Source organism: Flavobacterium sp. (assembly GCF_027484945.1).
Classification (GTDB): Bacteria; Bacteroidota; Bacteroidia; order Flavobacteriales; family Flavobacteriaceae; genus Flavobacterium.
The window spans coordinates 31,163-48,424 of sequence record NZ_JAIXRZ010000016.1 but is presented as its reverse complement, the minus strand read 5'-3'; the positions used below and the strand labels follow the sequence as shown (position 1 = coordinate 48,424).

Below are 17,262 nucleotides of genomic sequence, written 5' to 3'. Positions count from 1 at the left end.
TTTAATGATTGAAATTAAAAATATTTCGCGCTCAAGAGCGCAAGAGTCCTCGGCGGCTATCGAGCGACTGTACATTACCATGCGCCACCTTTTCAACCGAGGTTTTTATAAACCAATGGGTGTTTCTGGTGATACATTACGAGAAGCTTTATTGCAGCTTCGTCCCGAAATTTATGGCAGTATTGCCGATGAAAAAGTAGAGCTAAATGGATTGTTATACGTTATTGAACGTTTACCAATAGGTATAGAAGAATGCCGATATATTAACCTAACTTCTGATGAGGGCTATTCAAAATCCCATTTTACGCCGATAATTCCTCCAAAACGCCGACGCAATTGTTATCGTATTGATGATGAACAAATGAATGTGGAAATTACACGCGGCCGTTCAGACATCTATGATATTTTAACCCACTTAACATTTATATTTATCGAATCCCATAAAATTAAGGATCGCGTCTTGCTGGATGATGTTGCTGTTGAGGTGACCCGCGATTGGGAAAAAATAGAAGAAGTGGTTTTGCAAGGCAAAAAATTAACTCAAAATGAAAAAGAGGTAGCAATTTCTCATGCTGCCAATGTTTTAGGGCGAAGTTTTTCAGAGGTGATGTCGATTTATGATGCCTTTGCTATACCCGAAAAACCCGATCGATTGATTCATGTAGTGTATTGGTTAGGTAAATTGGCAATAGAAGAAATTGTGCACAATAACAAACGTACTATTACTTTCAGCCCTATTTTACGCGAACGTTTGGGGCATCATATTCATGGAGAAATTTGGGCTAACACGATTAAACGAACTTTGGATGAAAACGGATTAATTTCGCGTCCAATTCATATTATAAGCGCTAATATGCATAGTGTGATGAACTCTATCTATGCGCAAGCTGCTTTAGGAACAAAGTACAAAGACCAATCGGATTATGCACTATATGAAGATTTAAGCGCAGCTGAAAATAAAGAATTACGCAAAAAGGTTGAAGCTTTTGCTCTAAAAAACGGAATGATTGCTTTACCGGATACTTCAGGAACAAATATCGATGTACAGTTATTTGATACGCAAAAAATTGACTGGAAAAAATCGAATTTTCCCAATACAAAAATTCAAGGAGAGTTTCCGGTAATAATTGTTATGGATTATGCTTTTGGCGAACAGGCTTTTGAAACCATAGACGAACTTTTAAAACCCTATAAGTCAAAGAAAGATAAGATTTTGTTGAATGTAGAATCCATTTCAATTATGGGTAAAGCCGGCATTCTTGAGGGCGGAAAAGGAGATATTATGATTCCTAATGCCCATATCAATGAAGGTACAGCAGATAACTACCCATTTGAAAATGAATTGACTAAAGAACTTTTTGAAGGACATGGCATACCGGTATATTCTGGTTCAATGATTACCGTATTGGGCACTTCATTGCAAAATAAAGATTTATTAAAATTTTTCCATGAATCGACATGGGGTGCAATTGGTTTGGAAATGGAGGGCGCATATTATCAAAAAGCGATTCAATCGGCGTCTCGAATTCGAAAAAGTATCAATCCCAATGTAAAAGTTCGTTATGCGTATTATGCTTCTGATAATCCTTTAGAGACAGGAAGCACTTTAGCTTCTGGTGGTTTGGGAACCACAGGGGTAAAGCCGACGTATTTGATTACCATTAAAATATTAGAACAACTCTTTAATCTATAATAGCATGAGTACAACACCACAACCCGTAGACGGAAACGAAATTGATTTGAGTCAAATTTCAAAGAAAATAGGCTCTTTCTTTGAACGCATTGTTCTTTCTGTTTTCCGAGCTTTATTTTTTATTCGTCGAAATATCATTGTGTTCTCGATATTAGGTATTCTAGGAGGAGGATTAGGATATTATATGGATTCAAAAATTAAAATGTATGATCATAAAATCATCGTGTGTCCAAACTATGCCTCTACCGATTATTTGTATTCAAAAATTGAATTACTTAATTCGAGAATAAATGAAGGAGACACCTTGTTTTTAAAAAATGTCGTTGGCGTTAAAAAACCAAAAACATTGACAGAAATTGAAATTTTACCGATTACCGATGTTTATAAATTCATTGAAAATAACACCCAAAATTTTGAATTATTGCGCTTATTTGCCGAAGACGGTGATTTAAAAAAAATCGTTAAGGAAAATATGACGAGTAAAAATTATCCTTTTCACCAAATTACGTTTACCACAAAAGGAGTAACCGATCGTGCGGCAACCATAGATCCGATTTTAACGTTTTTAAATGATTCCGATTATTTTAGAAAGATGCAAAAGGAATATTTGCACAACATTGACGTAAAAATGACAGAAAATGATTCCTTAATTCGTCAAATCAATAGTTTTTTAAATGGTGTATCCAGTTCGATTAATGGTTCTCAGAAAAGTGATAAATTGGTCTACTATAACGAAAACACGCAAATGAATGATGTTATTAAAACCAAAGAAACACTTATTCGAGAGCAAGGTAGTTTGCGTTTGGACTTGGTAAATTTAGATAAAATTGTTAAAGACAATTCTGTGGTTTCTAATATTAAAAACAAGGATGGTGTAAACGGGAAAATGAAATTTGCATTACCATTATTATTCTTTTTCCTTTTTGGTTTTGGTTCATTTATGATAAAGTTTTACAAACAACGAAAAGCAACAATTTAAAATGAAAGGCATTATTTTAGCGGGAGGTTCAGGAACCCGATTGCACCCTTTAACATTGGCTGTTTCTAAACAGTTGATGCCTATTTATGACAAACCCATGATTTATTACCCACTTTCTACTTTAATGTGGGCAGGAATTCGGGAGATATTAATCATTTCAACGCCACACGACTTACCCCTATTTCAACAATTACTGGGTGATGGTAAACGTTTAGGTTGTCGTTTTGAATATGCAGTACAGGAACACCCAAACGGTTTAGCAGAAGCATTTATTATTGGTCGTGATTTTGTAGGAGATGACAAGGTCGCCTTGATTTTGGGTGATAATATTTTTTACGGAACGGGTTTAGCCGAATTATTACAAGCAAATAATGATCCTGACGGGGGAATTATTTATGCCTATCATGTGCATGATCCAGAACGCTATGGAGTAGTTGATTTTGACCAAGAGGGCAATGTACTTTCGATTGAAGAAAAACCTACTGTACCAAAGTCCAATTATGCGGTACCTGGGATTTATTTTTATGATAATTCGGTAATAGAAATTGCAGCAAATATTCAGCCCAGCCCCAGAGGTGAATTGGAAATTACCGACGTAAACAAAGAATATTTAAAACGCGGAAAATTGAAGGTTAGCATCCTTGACCGCGGAACAGCTTGGTTAGATACGGGAACATTCCCATCATTAATGCAAGCAGGGCAATTTGTACAAGTGATTGAAGATCGGCAAGGACTGAAAATTGGGGCAATTGAAGAAGCTGCATACAAAATGGGCTTTATCTCTGCCGCTCAGTTGAATGAAATTGCTCAACCGTTACTTAAAAGTGGCTATGGAACCCATTTAATTTCGATATTATCCAAATAGCATGCAAATTATTGAAACTGGATTATCAGGTTGTGTACTTTTAGAACCAAAAGTAATTCGTGATGAACGCGGTTATTTTATGGAAAGTTTCAACGAAAAAACCTTTGAAATAATTACGGGTCAAGCGGTGCATTTTGTTCAAGATAATCAATCTTTTTCTTCTCAAGGAGTATTGCGCGGACTGCATTATCAATGTGGTGAACATGCTCAAGCGAAATTAGTGCGCGTCATTCAAGGAGAAGTTTTGGATGTTGCGGTAGACATTCGACCTGAATCAACCACCTATGGCAAACATGTTGCGGTACATTTGACTGCAGAGAATCAACGCCAATTGTTTGTCCCTCGTGGATTTGCACACGGGTTTTTGGTCTTGAGTGAAACAGCCACGTTTTTTTACAAATGTGATAATTTTTACAACAAAGAAAGTGAAGGCGGAATTGCGTTTAATGACTCTGAAATAGGGATTAATTGGGAGTTTCCTCTCGATTCGTTATTGATTTCTGAAAAAGACCAACACCTCCCTTTATTGAAAAACGCACGGCAAGTATGGTAGTTTTAGTCACCGGTTCTAACGGTCAACTCGGCCAATCCTTGCAATATATTGCCGTAAATTATCCCCAATTGCAATGGGTGTTTTATGATTCATCAACGTTGGACATAACCCAAATCGAGTCCGTTCAAAAGGCATTTCAACATTACCAACCGGATTATTGTATCAATACAGCAGCTTATACGGCCGTTGATAAATCGGAATCAGAACCGGATAAAGCTTTTTTAGTGAATGGTTTGGGTCCCGAAAACCTTGCAAAAACCTGTGCCAAGCAGGGAACCGTTTTAATTCACATTTCGACCGATTTTGTGTTTGATGGCACAAAAAAAAGCCCGTATCAAGAAGATGATTCAACACATCCTCTAGGCGTTTATGGAACAACAAAATGGCAGGGTGAACAAGCGGTAAAGCAATTTTGCAACAACTTTTATATCCTTCGTACTGCTTGGGTGTATTCTCAATTTGGAGCAAATTTTATGAAAACCATGTTGCGTTTAGCAGCTGAACGAAGTGAATTATCTATTGTTAGTGATCAAATAGGAACCCCAACCAATGCAGTTGATTTAGCCAAAGCAATTGTGTCGTGCATGCTTTATGACGCTACCACCGAAAATCCTTCCTATGGAATCTATCATTACAGCAATGAAGGACAATGTAGTTGGTATGATTTTGCCGTAGCTATTTTTAAATTAAAAGGTGTCAATATACCGGTACATTCCATTCCAACGACCCAATTTCCAACCCCTGCAAAACGTCCAGCCTATAGTGTTTTAGATAAATCGAAAATTAAAAAGGTGATGAAGCTAACCATCCCCGAATGGCAGGATAGTTTACGCGCGTTGCTCACATAGAAATTGAAGCAATCGGCAATCAAAATGAATAAATAGCAATTTATTTCTTGAAAGTATGGGTAAACCCTCTAGTGTTGCTCTTAACTCCCGTATATAATGACTGTTCAAGTTTTAGTTGCACATTCCGAAAACTTATAATAGGATTTTTAGTTACCTACAAGAGAAAAATTTTGGCACTCATTGAGTTTATTTAGTAAAGGAGTTTAAAAGCCTTTATATTTATTTTTAAAACAAATGGTTCTATCACAATTCAATAGATTAAAAAAATTAATAATTCGAAAAAAGATATAATTTTACCCAAATTTTAATTCTAATGAGAACGTTATTTTTACTATTCGCTTGCGCTGCATTATTTTATTCTTGTAAAAATGAAAACCAAGATGATCAAGTGGATCCCCAAAAAGAACAAAAAGAAATAAAAAACTATTTTTATGCTGATGTAGATGTTCAGGCCACTCAAAAAGATGATTTTGCATTGTATTACACCGAAGATAATTCCATAAATTTTACGGCAGAAAATGCTACATGGGCCGGCACAAAAGGGGAGAACACGAAAGAAACAATTTCATTTAAATTACGCGAAGATCGATTCCCAACCAATATCCGATTTGATTTCGGTATGAATAAAGCACAAGATACTGTAAAAGTATTTGGAATAAAAATCGGTTATGAAAATAGAGAAATTACGATTGCAGGAACCGAATTTTTCAAGTATTTTATCAATAATGAGAATGAATTTTCTGCAAGCATTGATTCAAAAATAGGCGCTTTGAAAATTGTAAAAAAAGGTGCTGAATATAAGACACCATATTTCTATCCTACGGATGAATTGAATAAAAAAATTAAAGAAATTACTATAGGAAAAAAATAAAAAATTCCGAATAAAACCATAAGCTTTATCTTATGGTTTTTTTATCCTTCGATTTTGAAAAAACAACTCCGACAACTTTCGATCTATGGTATTGGCCAATTATTCAATTTGGTCACACCTCTTCTGGTTGTGCCTTATTTGGTGCTTCAATGTGGTGTAGCCAATTATGGCAAAATTAGCATTGGAATGGCGATTGCTTTTTTCTTGATGGTATTTATTGACTATGGAACAGACATTTCTGCCGTTAAAGAAATGGCAGTTCATCGCGATCATCCCGAAAAACGAAATGCCATTTTTGCCACGACATTAGGAACTAAAGCAGTTCTTTTTGTTTTGACAACGCTTATTTTTATGGGTGTTGTTGTGCTATTTCCTTTTTTTAATCAGGAGCGCGCACTATTTTTTTTAGGAATACCGATTCTTTTAGGTCAATTGTTAAATCCAACGTGGTTGTTACAGGGTTTAGAAGACTTTACCCGAATTACTCTAATGACTATTGGTTCCAAATTAGTATACTTACTATTAATTTTTGGATGTATTCAATCGCCTTCGGATTATATTTATGTCAATTTATTTTGGGGAATAGCCAATATAATGGCTTATGGAATAATTCTAATTTATTGTTTTAAAAAGTATCATTTCTCTTGGGAAGATTTTCAAAAAAACAATATTAAAACCCTTTTGAAGAATAATTTTTCATTATTTACCTCACAGATTTTTGTGTCTTTGCAAATGTATTCTCCGATTGTATTATTAGGGTATTTCGGATCGAGTTTCTTGGCAGGACAGTTCCGAATTGTTGAGCAAATCATAGTTATTTTTAAAACTTACATTTTACTTTTTTTCAATTTTGTCTATCCAAGGGTCTGTTACCTAATTGAAACAAATACTCGAGAAGCTATGCGTTATTGGAAAAGTTTTAACGGCATGAATTTCTGCTTTATTGCGGGTTCAATGGCTTTCTTGTATTTATTTTCTGAATGGGTGGTTTCTTTTTTTACAAAATCATCTATTTACAAAACCGCCGACTTATTACAGTGGGGTATTTGGGTTCCGTTACTTATGGCGCTTTCTATTCCCTTAAAACAATTGTTGTTGGGGTATGGTATGCAGCGTGTTTATACCCGTACTACGATGATTTTAGTGGTTTTTAGCACGCTTCTTATCGCTATTAGTATCCCATTTTTCCAAATTCGCGGTGTTTTTTGGGTCTTAATCGCAACCGAAATGATGACCATAATACTTTTTTCTTGGTATTTAAAAGATCGACTTCAGATGAAATAAATCCGTAATTTGCTTAAAAAGTGTACCTTTGAAATGAACTAACCAGGCTTTCCCATCAGTAATGATTAAAACAATTTTTCAAAAATTATTGAATAAATCCGGTAAAGACTATCAAATTGACCCTCGAATACCTTCTGGGTTGTTTTATTGTACCCTCTACAAACGCTTTATTATGTTGGTTCGCGGTTTGCTTAAAACCAGGCGAAAAGTTTTTGTAGGTAACCATACGTCGTTTCTTAATGTTGGGAATATTCAATTTGGACAAAGTGTAACCATTGATCATCACTGTATTTTAGATGGTTATTCAAGCCACCCCATTGTTTTAGGAGATTGTGTAAAAATAGGGGCGTATTCAACTTTGAGTTCGACGAGTCATTTTTCCAAATTTGGTGTAGGATTAAAAATGGGAAATCATTCTGCTGTTGGAATGTTTACTGAATTTGGTGCCGCAGGAGGTATCGAAATCGGGGATCATGTAATCATGGGTTCTTATGTTAGCTTTCATTCGGAGAATCATAATTTTTCCGATCCGAATGTACCCATTCGATTACAAGGAGTAACTTCAAAAGGTATAAAAATCGGTAATAATGTATGGGTGGGTGCAAAAGTCACTTTTTTAGACGGTTGCCAAGTTGGCTCTAATTGCGTTATTGCTGCTGGAGCTGTTGTAAATGGCGTATATCCAGACAATTGTGTTATTGGGGGCGTGCCAGCCAAAGTAATCAAAAGGGTTTATGATGACGCCAAAGAATAAAATTAGTTCATTACATCAACTATTGTTTTCCCTTTGCGTGATTGTTCCGTATTTCAACAATTACGAAATTTCCTTTTTAATTTGGCTAGTCGTAGCAATTATTTCTCTTCGTAAAAGTTATTCCAAAGAGTTTATATCCTATTGGGGAATATTTGTCTTTCTTTTGCTCTTAGGGTTTGTTGTTGGCCGTTTTTTTGATTATTCACTTTACTATACCGTTCGTGACATTACCTATATGATGAAACCCGTTTTAGGTTTGCTAATAGGGTATCAATTATTTCAAAAAGGGATTGAAAAACCGTTCCGATTTTTGGTAAATTCAGGTGTTGCAATGGCCTGTATTCACTTGGTTATGGTGGCTTATGGATTTGTTTTTCATGGAGCGGCAAATGTTCGAGAGATTCGTGAATATGGCGGATATTTTAATGATTACGAAGTATATGCTTTATTGTTTTTACTTTTTAATAAGCAGTTTGATCTTGGTTTAACTCCAAAACAACGGCGAAACTTTTTACTTTTACTAGGCGTTTCTAGTTTCTTTTATTTAGCACGAACAAATTTTCTTCAATTTGCCATTTTATTCATAGGAATGAAAGGGTATTTAATTTTAAACAAACGTTCCTTGAAAATTATCACAACGCTGTTTGTATCCATTATCGTGGGATATACAGCGGTGTATTATTATAATCCACAGCGCAATGGAGACGGTTTGGATGAGTTTTTATACAAAATCAAGATGGCTCCTGGTGAAGCTTTTAGTACCAAAATTAACCGTGATGATTGGAAAGATTTTAATGATAATTACCGATCGTATGAAAATATTCGCACGGCTCAACAGTTAAGTCATAATGAAACTTGGTGGTTTGGAGAGGGCATTGGCTCTCAAGTTGACTTGAAGCAGAAAGTGTATTTAGGTGATATGGAACTTCGACAAATTTCAATATTACACAACGGTTTTATGACGGTATTGTTGAAAACAGGTATTTTTGGTTTGTGTATTTATTTTATCACTATTTTTTTCTTTCTCTATAATCCGCGTTCTAACACAAAGGAGCTGTATACCTTAAAATTACTTTTTATTGGAACCGGGGTGTTTTTAGTTTTATCCAATTGGGTCTTCATGGGGGTTTACAATTTATTAGATTCTAAATCATTGCTCATCGGATTTTTGTTTGCTTATAAAAATCAATTAGTACAACAAAAATCATGAGAACCCTATTGTTTATTCACCAAGCGGCCGAATTGTATGGTTCTGATAAAACCTTACTAGCATTGATTAAAAACCTGAATCCACAACAGTATAAAATTGTTGTATTGCTTCCTTTTGACGGCCCTTTGCGCCCTGCTTTAGAGGCTTGTCAAGCAGAAGTTCATATCACACCCGTTTTGAAATTGTATCGAAAAATGGTTACTCCAATGAACCTTATTCGATTTATTAAAGATATTCAAACGGGATTAGCAACGGTTAAAAAGCTTCACGCGCAACACCATTTCGATTTAATTTATTCCAACACATTGGCCGTTTTATTGGGTGTATTTGCTGCTAAAAAGTTACAAATCCCTCACGTATGGCATGTCCATGAAATTATAGAATCTCCTGGAATTTTTAAAAAAACGTTTGGAAAATTATTAGCACTCAAATCGACTACCAAAATCGTTTACAATTCAAAAGCTACCGCTGATTTTTGGAATGCCACAGCCCCTTTAACCCCAAAAAGCAGTGTTATTCACAACGGATTGGAAACACCTAACCCTGTTTCTGAAGCTGAAAAAATGGAAATTAGGGAACGCTATTTTCATGCTAAAACTACCGATAGGGTTTTTGCTTTAGTCGGAAGAATTAGCCGTTGGAAAGGACAGCTCACTGCTTTGGAAGCCTTTGTGCCTATTGCGTCAGAATTTCCGAATTCCCGATTATTGTTTATTGGTTCAGCTCCACCCAATCAAGAGCATTTTGAGGAAACATTACAAACAGCAATTCGTCAGTATGGATTACAAACCCAAGTGTTTCAAATTCCATTTCAAGAAAACATACATTCCTTTTGGGCAGCCATAGATATTGCATTAGTTCCTTCAACCGAACCGGAACCCTTTGGCTTGGTCGCTGTTGAAGCCATGTTAGCTGGAAAACCGGTTATTGCTTCTAATCATGGTGGATTGACAGAAATTGTTGTGTCTAATCAAACTGGATTTTTGTTTCCCCCTGCCGATATTCCAGCATTGACAAACGCCATGCAAACGCTACTACTGAATCCAGAAAAAGTTAAGACCATGGGTGAAGCAGGCAAAATCCGTGCGCTTAATCATTTCTCTATTCAAAGCTATACCCAAGCTTTTGAACAGCTTTTTGAACAGCTTTCTTAAGAAGAAAATCATTTTTTATACCGTAAAACCCCTATTTTTGCAACGAAATAATATTTTGCATGAAAATAGCTATACTTGGAACCCGCGGCATACCCAATTATTACGGAGGATTTGAGCAATTTGCTGAATTTTTTTCGGTTTACTTGGTTGAAAAAGGGCATGAGGTATACTGTTATAATTCCCATGATCATCAATTTCAAGAGAAAACTTTTCATGGAGTGCATATTATTCATCAATACGATCCCGAATATAAATTGGGAACATTTGGGCAATTTATATACGATTACAATTGTATAAAAGATGCTCGAAAACGTGATTTTGATATCGTATTACAATTGGGTTATACAAGTAATTCGATTTGGTTTTTCTTGCTTCCCAAAAAACCAATTATCATCACCAATATGGATGGAATTGAGTGGAAGCGATCCAAATATAACCCTCTAGTACAACAATTTTTGAAATTTGCTGAGCGTCTGGCTGCTTTTAGTAGCGATTATTTGGTTTCAGATTCATTGGGTATTCAAAAGTTTTTGAAGCAGCGGTACAACAAAGAATCTACCTATATTGCCTATGGCGCCTACCCATTTAACAATCCCGATGCAAGTTTTTTGAAAAACTATGCGGTAGAAGCAGGAAATTATAATATGATTATGGCGCGTTTTGAGCCTGAAAACAATTTTCAAATAGTTTTGGATGGCGTCGTCGAAAGTGGTGACACAACTCCCATATTAGTTGTTGGAAAACACGAAACGAAGTATGGAACGTACTTAAAAAATCGTTATGCAAATTATGCTCACATCCGATTTATGGGTGGTATCTATAATTTGGAACATTTAAATAATTTACGCTACCACTGTAATTTGTATTTCCATGGGCATTCCGTTGGCGGTACTAATCCATCATTATTGGAAGCAATGGCTTCCCAAGCTTTAATTGCGGCTCACAATAATGATTTTAATAAAGGCGTATTAAAAGAGAATGCCTATTTCTTCTCCACTCCGAAAGATGTCGCTCATATTCTTAAAAGTGCCAAAAAAAGTGATAACTTGCACTTTATAAAAAACAACTACGAAGCGATTGTACATCAGTTCAATTGGGAGAAAATAAATGGTGAATATCTACAATTATTTGAAGAATGTATGGAAAAAGGTAAGCCTTGATCTTCACCAAAATTCGTTTGCCTATTTAGTCCTCCTGGTTTTATTAACGCTTCCTTTACCGTATATATTTAGTAGTATTGCAGCTATTATTTTGGTTGTTTATGGGATTATTTTTTATCCTAAAGGAGCCTTTCAAAATTCCAAATCGTTATGGATTCCTATCGTTTTGTATTTTGGAATAGCCGTGTCTTATTTTTGGAGCATAACCCCTTCGTTAACCATTTCAGCATTAAGCAAACAAATTCCCTTACTTCTTTTTCCACTGGTGTTTTTTTGGCATAGATTGGAAAACGAAAATGCACTACAAAAAGTAAAAAACGGATATGTGTTTGGGTATACATTTTATGCCCTTTTTTGGTTGTTAAAAGCAGCAATTAAATACGGTATTACTGGATCTACTCATGTGTTTTTTTACCATGAATTAGTTACAAACGACCTTAATGCGATTCACGTTTCTTTGTATTTAGCACTTGGGTTTTTTATGGTTTTGGAAAAGATAAAGCGTACACTTTGGGACTATTTTTCAATGGGAATTCTAGCCTTATGTATTGTATTATTATCGTCTAAAAATATCATTGTGCTATTTTTTATTTTGGCACTTTTTCGAACCTATTATTTATTTAGAAATCAACTTTCGAAACGTCTGAAATGGACTGTTTTTATAGGTTTGTTATCCATTGGCGTTATCTTTTCAGGAAAGGTAAAAGAGCGTTTTTACTTGGAAATTGCATCCAATACAGAAGCGGTTTCTATTAATCAAGATATAGGAAAACCTACAGAAAAAGTATTTAATGTTTCAATTAAAGATGCCTGGAATCGGCCTGTTTTTAATAAAAATGATTTTTTTCCTGGGACTGCACTTCGGGTTTATCAGCTTCGAATTTTTAAAGAAATGATGCAAGAAGACGGGAAATGGTTCACAGGTTATGGTGCCAATGCAACAGATTTAAAAATTAAACAAAAACGCATTGCTTACCAATTGTATGAAGGTTATGATGTGTTTAATTTCCACAACCAATATATTCAATTTTTTGCAGAGATTGGTGTTTTTGGTTTCCTACTATGCATTGTAATGGTCTTAGTAAATTTAAAAACAGCTATTAATCGTAAAGATTTCGTTCATTTTTCTTTTGCAATATTGATTATAAGCTTATTTTTGACCGAGTCATTTTTGTCGCGACAACGGGGAGTCTTATTTTTCACCCTGTTCTATTGTATTTATAATTCCTTAGCCCATAAGGAAACTGAAAGTAACGTATGAAGAGAATATTAATCACCGGTGCAGCGGGCTTTTTAGGTTCCCATTTATGTGATCGTTTTTTAGCAGAAGGGTATTTTGTAATCGGAATGGATAACTTAATTACTGGTGATTTAAAAAACATTGAACATTTATTTAAAGAAAAAAACTTTGAGTTTTATCACCATGATGTGACCAAATTTGTTCATGTGCCTGGTAATTTAGATTATATTCTTCATTTTGCATCACCTGCAAGTCCGATAGATTACTTAAAAATACCTATTCAAACCCTTAAAGTTGGCTCGTTGGGCACTCATAATTTATTGGGATTGGCACGGGTAAAAAAAGCACGTATTTTAATTGCCTCGACCTCAGAAGTATATGGAGATCCATTAATTCATCCACAAACTGAAGATTATTACGGAAACGTAAATACTATTGGTCCGAGGGGAGTATATGACGAAGCTAAACGCTTTCAAGAATCCATTACGATGGCCTACAATACATTTCATGGTGTAGAGACTCGTATTGTACGCATTTTCAACACCTATGGCCCCCGAATGCGACTCAATGATGGACGAGTAATCCCCGCCTTTATAGGTCAAGCCTTACGCGGTGAGGATTTAACCGTTTTTGGCGATGGTAGTCAAACACGCTCCTTTTGCTATGTAACCGATCAAGTAGAGGGAATATTTCGTTTGCTTTTATCCGATTATCATTTGCCTGTTAATATTGGCAACCCCGATGAAATCACCATTAGCGACTTTGCAGAAGAAATCATTAAACTAACTGGAACCAATCAAAAAGTGGTATACCATCCACTTCCGGTTAATGATCCATTGCAACGTCAACCCGATATTACTAAAGCAAAAGAAATTTTGGGCTGGGAACCCAAAGTAAGTCGTTCCGAAGGGATGCAAAAAACCTATGCGTATTTTAAATCGCTTTCATCCGAAGAGTTATTACGCGAAGAACACAAAGATTTTAAAAATTATATTCACTAAAATTAGTTAAAAAGTGCATCATACCGGACGATATTCCAAATATATTCGCCCTATAAGTATACTACTGGATTTACTAGTAGTGAATGCACTTAGCATCTACTTTTTTAGCAATTTATACGTCGATTTTACGTACTATATTCCATATCAAATTTTTGCTTGGTTTTTCATCGCAATTTTAGTTCGATTTTATGAAGTCTATCGCTTTACATCACCGGTAGAAATCATTTCAAAATTACTTAAGCAATCGACCATTTTCTTATTGGTGGTTATCGCTTTTTTTCCTTTTGCAAAAACTACGGTTTTTAGTGGAAATGCTATTGCTTGGTTTTTATCGATAAGCTTTGTTATCATTACTGCTTTTAAATATTTTTTCTTTTATTATTTAAAAAAATACCGATTACTAACCCATAATAATTTTCGTTCAGCGATTATAATTGGGTATACGAATGAAGCCCTAAATCTAAAAGAGGTTTTTGAAACGCGCCAAGATTACGGGTATCGTTTTTTTGGATTTTTTTCCGATAAGAAACAAGGACTAGAGATACGGGGTAGAGTTGAAGAGGTAAAGCAATATGTTTTAGAAAACCGTATAGATGAAATTTATTGTTCTTTGAATGAAATTTCGAATGAGAAAATAAAAGATTTGATTCAATTTGCAGATGAAAATTTAAAAACAATCAAGTTTATTCCAGACACAAAAGATATTTTGACGAAAAACTTGAAGATTGATTATTACGAGTTGTTCCCGGTATTATCGCTTCAAAAAACCTCATTGCATGACCCTTTAGTTAAAGGATTTAAACGGGCATTTGACATTTTGTTTTCCTCAATAGTTATTGTATTTGTTCTTTCCTGGTTAACACCCATAATTGGATTACTGATTTTGATCGAATCAAGGGGTTCTATTTTCTTTGTTCAAGGGCGTCCGGGTTTAGATGAACGAGAGTTTTTCTGCTATAAGTTTCGTTCAATGCATAGAAATTTGAATACAGAACAGGAAGCTTCTCGAAATGATCCGCGGGTTACACGTATGGGACGTTTTATGCGAAAAACGAGTATTGATGAATTACCTCAATTTTTTAATGTTTTCTTAGGGGACATGTCTGTTGTAGGGCCACGACCACACCTTTGGTCACAAAATAAAGCCTATGCCACCAAAATCAAAAAATACATGGTGCGTTTGTATGTAAAACCTGGGATTACAGGTTTGGCTCAAGTTAAGGGATTTCGTGGTGAAATTGAGACCGATGAGGACATGATTAATCGTATTAAATACGATGTATTTTACATTGAAAACTGGTCGTTTGTAATGGATATTAAAATTATTTTTCAAACGGTTATCAATATTTTTAAAGGAGAAGAAAAAGCCTACTAAAACACCTCTTGATCAATTAAGGTTTTCACTTGCTGTTGAATATCAAAAACCTCTTGAGTTTTTCTAAATATTAGCGACTTTTTTTGATTGATTTCCGATTTAGAAAGCCGATTGATTTCTTGAATTTGTGCATTTAAAGCAGTATAATCTCCAACGGGCACTACCCATCCTAAATCATACTCTTCTACAATTGTCTCGCCTTCACCGCCTCCAAAATAAAGTATTGGAAAGCCCAAACTTCCATATTCAAAAATTTTAGAAGGTACCGAACCATATATTCTTGTAGTTAAAGGAACTATGGCAATATCAAAGGACTTCAAGGTTGAATGCAACGTATTTCGGTCTATCATTCCATGAAAAAAAATAGGCTGATTTGGGTGATGCTTTAAATAGTCTTCGATTTCTTTTTTTTCAGCTCCATCCCCAAAGATGTGCAATTCAATTAGAGTATTTTCCAATTTTATATGTTGACACAAGGCATCAACACCTTGAGCTACACCCAATAAGCCGGCATAAAAAATTTTTATTTTTGATTCAGTACTTGTTGTAAGCGCTAATTGCTTTCCATCAAGATCGGGGTAATTACGGTATAAAAATCCGATTTTATTTGGAAATAGGGTGTAGATATGATCCAATATTTCTTGTGACTGACCCAATACCACGGTTGCATTTTTATAGATAAACCGTTCCATAAATAATGAAACTTTGTGCGAAAGGGACCCTTTTTTTAAAGCATTGAGCTCTAAAGCAGCCATTGGCCATAAATCGGATACATTTAATATCATTTTTTTCTTTTTTAAAGAAAGTACTGCAACCGATAAGAAGGAAAGTAATAAGGGGGGCGATTGTACGACTACTTTCTTCGGTGTTTTTTTAAAGAGTAAATAAAGCACTAACACCGTTGCAAAAGATACGATAGACAACAAGCGCTTGGCCTTATTTTTACTATTACTTGGATAAATCCAAAGGCGCTTTACACGAATACCGTTTTGATTTTCAGTTACCGAAAATTTCCCTTTGTATTCTGGAAACAATGCCCCTTTAGGGTAATTTCCCAATGGACAGACTACGGAAACCGAATACTTGTTTTTTTGGAGTTGCAAAGCCATTTGTTCAATACGATTGGCTGCCGCCCCTTTTTCGGGGGGATAATAATTAGAAATAATGAGTATTTCTTGCATTACAGGTCTTTTTGTACTAAAATTTCCACAATACGTTCTGCAGCTCGTCCATCCCATAATTCTGGAATTCCGGCTGCTTTTAGTCCGTTTTCCAAAAATGAGGTATATATGTGTATCAAACTTTCAATTTTTGTGCCCACTAAGTAATTGGTTCCAACGGTTATGGTTTCAGGACGTTCGGTATTGTTTCGTAAAGTAAAACACGGAATACCCAATACCGTTGTTTCTTCAGAAATTCCTCCGCTATCGGTAATAACCGCAAAACTATTGGCTACCAAATACATGAAATTAAGGTATCCTTGTGGTTCAATAAATATGATGTTGGGCGTATTCAGTTGCCGTTCCCCTAAAATAGCTTTGGTTCGGGGATGAACCGGAAAAATGATTTTTTTCCCATTAGATAATCGATCAATACCTTGCAGTAATTGGACAAGAGAATCTTCTTCATCTACATTAGCGGGCCGGTGTAATGTTAGAATAATATATGTTGCTTTTTCTAATTTATATTTTGACCAAAAATCAGGTTGTTGAAAGCGACTTTTATTTTGGTATAAGGTATCAATCATCACATTACCCACAAAATGAACATCGGTTGGATGTGCACCATAACCAATTAAATTTGAAGTGGCTAAGGATGAGGTTGTAAAATAATAATCGGTAATACTGTCGGTTACAATTCGGTTGATTTCTTCCGGCATCGTCATATCACCCGAACGAATTCCGGCCTCAACGTGAGCAACTTTTAGATTCATTTTTTTAGCAACTAATGCGCATGCCATAGTTGAATTGACATCACCAACCACAACAACCAAATTCGTAGGGTGGGCTAGCAGTTCTTTTTCAAAAGCTACCATGATATTTGCCGTTTGTTCTGATTGTGAGCCGCTTTTTACTTCAAGATTTGCATCGGGTTTTGGGATATTTAATTCTTCAAAAAATGTATCGCTGAGGTTTTTATCGTAGTGTTGCCCTGTATGTACCAAGCGATACGAGAGCAATACACCGTCACGTTGTTTGCTTTCGATGGCTCGAATAATAGGAGCAATTTTAATAAAATTAGGTCGCGCGCCAGCTACGATAGTAATTTTCATAAT

Annotated in this window: 16 protein-coding genes; 14 read left to right on the top strand and 2 right to left on the bottom strand. The window is 35.3% G+C overall.

Features of this window, described 5'->3' with window-relative positions; genetic code table 11:
• Positions 1–4 precede the first annotated feature (4 nt).
• The 14 genes from Q0039_RS02245 to Q0039_RS02180 all read left to right on the top strand — a co-directional run bounded on the left by Q0039_RS02245 (position 5) and on the right by Q0039_RS02180 (position 14,987).
• Positions 5–1,693, top strand: coding sequence for a hypothetical protein (locus Q0039_RS02245; protein WP_297508409.1), 1,689 nt, complete (start codon positions 5–7; stop codon positions 1,691–1,693).
• A gap of 4 nt (positions 1,694–1,697) precedes the next feature.
• The gene (locus tag Q0039_RS02240; protein WP_297508406.1) at positions 1,698–2,672 is read left to right on the top strand and encodes a hypothetical protein; all 975 of its coding nucleotides are present in this window, start codon (positions 1,698–1,700) and stop codon (positions 2,670–2,672) included.
• A gap of 1 nt (position 2,673) precedes the next feature.
• Positions 2,674–3,537, top strand: a complete 864-nt coding sequence (gene rfbA / locus Q0039_RS02235; protein WP_297508403.1) for a glucose-1-phosphate thymidylyltransferase RfbA — start codon at positions 2,674–2,676, stop codon at positions 3,535–3,537.
• A gap of 1 nt (position 3,538) precedes the next feature.
• Positions 3,539–4,090 carry a dTDP-4-dehydrorhamnose 3,5-epimerase gene (rfbC, locus tag Q0039_RS02230; RefSeq protein ID WP_297508399.1) on the top strand — a complete coding sequence of 184 codons (552 nt, stop codon included), beginning with the start codon at positions 3,539–3,541 and terminating at the stop codon, positions 4,088–4,090.
• Positions 4,084–4,938: a dTDP-4-dehydrorhamnose reductase gene (rfbD, locus tag Q0039_RS02225; protein ID WP_297508395.1), complete on the top strand. Its 855-nt coding sequence runs from the start codon at positions 4,084–4,086 to the stop codon at positions 4,936–4,938. The genes rfbC and rfbD overlap by 7 nt, the downstream gene beginning before the upstream one ends.
• A 313-nt stretch (positions 4,939–5,251) precedes the next feature.
• Complete coding sequence (locus Q0039_RS02220; RefSeq protein WP_297508392.1) at positions 5,252–5,809, top strand: hypothetical protein; 558 nt, start codon at positions 5,252–5,254, stop codon at positions 5,807–5,809.
• 54 nt (positions 5,810–5,863) lie between these two features.
• Positions 5,864–7,093: an oligosaccharide flippase family protein gene (locus Q0039_RS02215; protein ID WP_297508388.1), complete on the top strand. Its 1,230-nt coding sequence runs from the start codon at positions 5,864–5,866 to the stop codon at positions 7,091–7,093.
• A 61-nt stretch (positions 7,094–7,154) separates the two neighbouring features.
• Positions 7,155–7,847, top strand: a complete 693-nt coding sequence (locus Q0039_RS02210) for an acyltransferase (RefSeq protein ID WP_297508383.1) — start codon at positions 7,155–7,157, stop codon at positions 7,845–7,847.
• Positions 7,828–9,057 (top strand): O-antigen ligase family protein, encoded by a 1,230-nt coding sequence (locus tag Q0039_RS02205; RefSeq protein WP_297508380.1) that lies wholly within the window; start codon positions 7,828–7,830, stop codon positions 9,055–9,057. The genes Q0039_RS02210 and Q0039_RS02205 overlap by 20 nt, the downstream gene beginning before the upstream one ends.
• Positions 9,054–10,211 (top strand): glycosyltransferase family 4 protein, encoded by a 1,158-nt coding sequence (locus Q0039_RS02200; RefSeq protein ID WP_297508377.1) that lies wholly within the window; start codon positions 9,054–9,056, stop codon positions 10,209–10,211. Before Q0039_RS02205 ends, Q0039_RS02200 begins: the two co-directional genes overlap by 4 nt.
• A 59-nt stretch (positions 10,212–10,270) precedes the next feature.
• Complete coding sequence (locus tag Q0039_RS02195; protein ID WP_297508374.1) at positions 10,271–11,371, top strand: DUF1972 domain-containing protein; 1,101 nt, start codon at positions 10,271–10,273, stop codon at positions 11,369–11,371.
• Positions 11,319–12,632: an O-antigen ligase family protein gene (locus Q0039_RS02190; protein WP_297508372.1), complete on the top strand. Its 1,314-nt coding sequence runs from the start codon at positions 11,319–11,321 to the stop codon at positions 12,630–12,632. The genes Q0039_RS02195 and Q0039_RS02190 overlap by 53 nt, the downstream gene beginning before the upstream one ends.
• A complete protein-coding gene (locus Q0039_RS02185; RefSeq protein ID WP_297508368.1) occupies positions 12,629–13,612 on the top strand; it encodes a UDP-glucuronic acid decarboxylase family protein in 984 nt (327 codons plus the stop codon). The genes Q0039_RS02190 and Q0039_RS02185 overlap by 4 nt, the downstream gene beginning before the upstream one ends.
• Positions 13,613–13,625: 13 nt before the next feature.
• Positions 13,626–14,987, top strand: coding sequence for an exopolysaccharide biosynthesis polyprenyl glycosylphosphotransferase (locus Q0039_RS02180; protein WP_297508365.1), 1,362 nt, complete (start codon positions 13,626–13,628; stop codon positions 14,985–14,987).
• On the opposite strand, the gene Q0039_RS02175 is transcribed toward Q0039_RS02180, so the two are convergent.
• Positions 14,984–16,168: a glycosyltransferase family 4 protein gene (locus Q0039_RS02175; protein WP_297508362.1), complete on the bottom strand. Its 1,185-nt coding sequence runs from the start codon at positions 16,166–16,168 to the stop codon at positions 14,984–14,986. The two genes, Q0039_RS02180 and Q0039_RS02175, sit on opposite strands and share 4 nt — an antisense overlap.
• Positions 16,168–17,259: a UDP-N-acetylglucosamine 2-epimerase (non-hydrolyzing) gene (gene wecB / locus Q0039_RS02170; protein WP_297508359.1), complete on the bottom strand. Its 1,092-nt coding sequence runs from the start codon at positions 17,257–17,259 to the stop codon at positions 16,168–16,170. Before wecB ends, Q0039_RS02175 begins: the two co-directional genes overlap by 1 nt.
• Positions 17,260–17,262 lie beyond the last annotated feature (3 nt).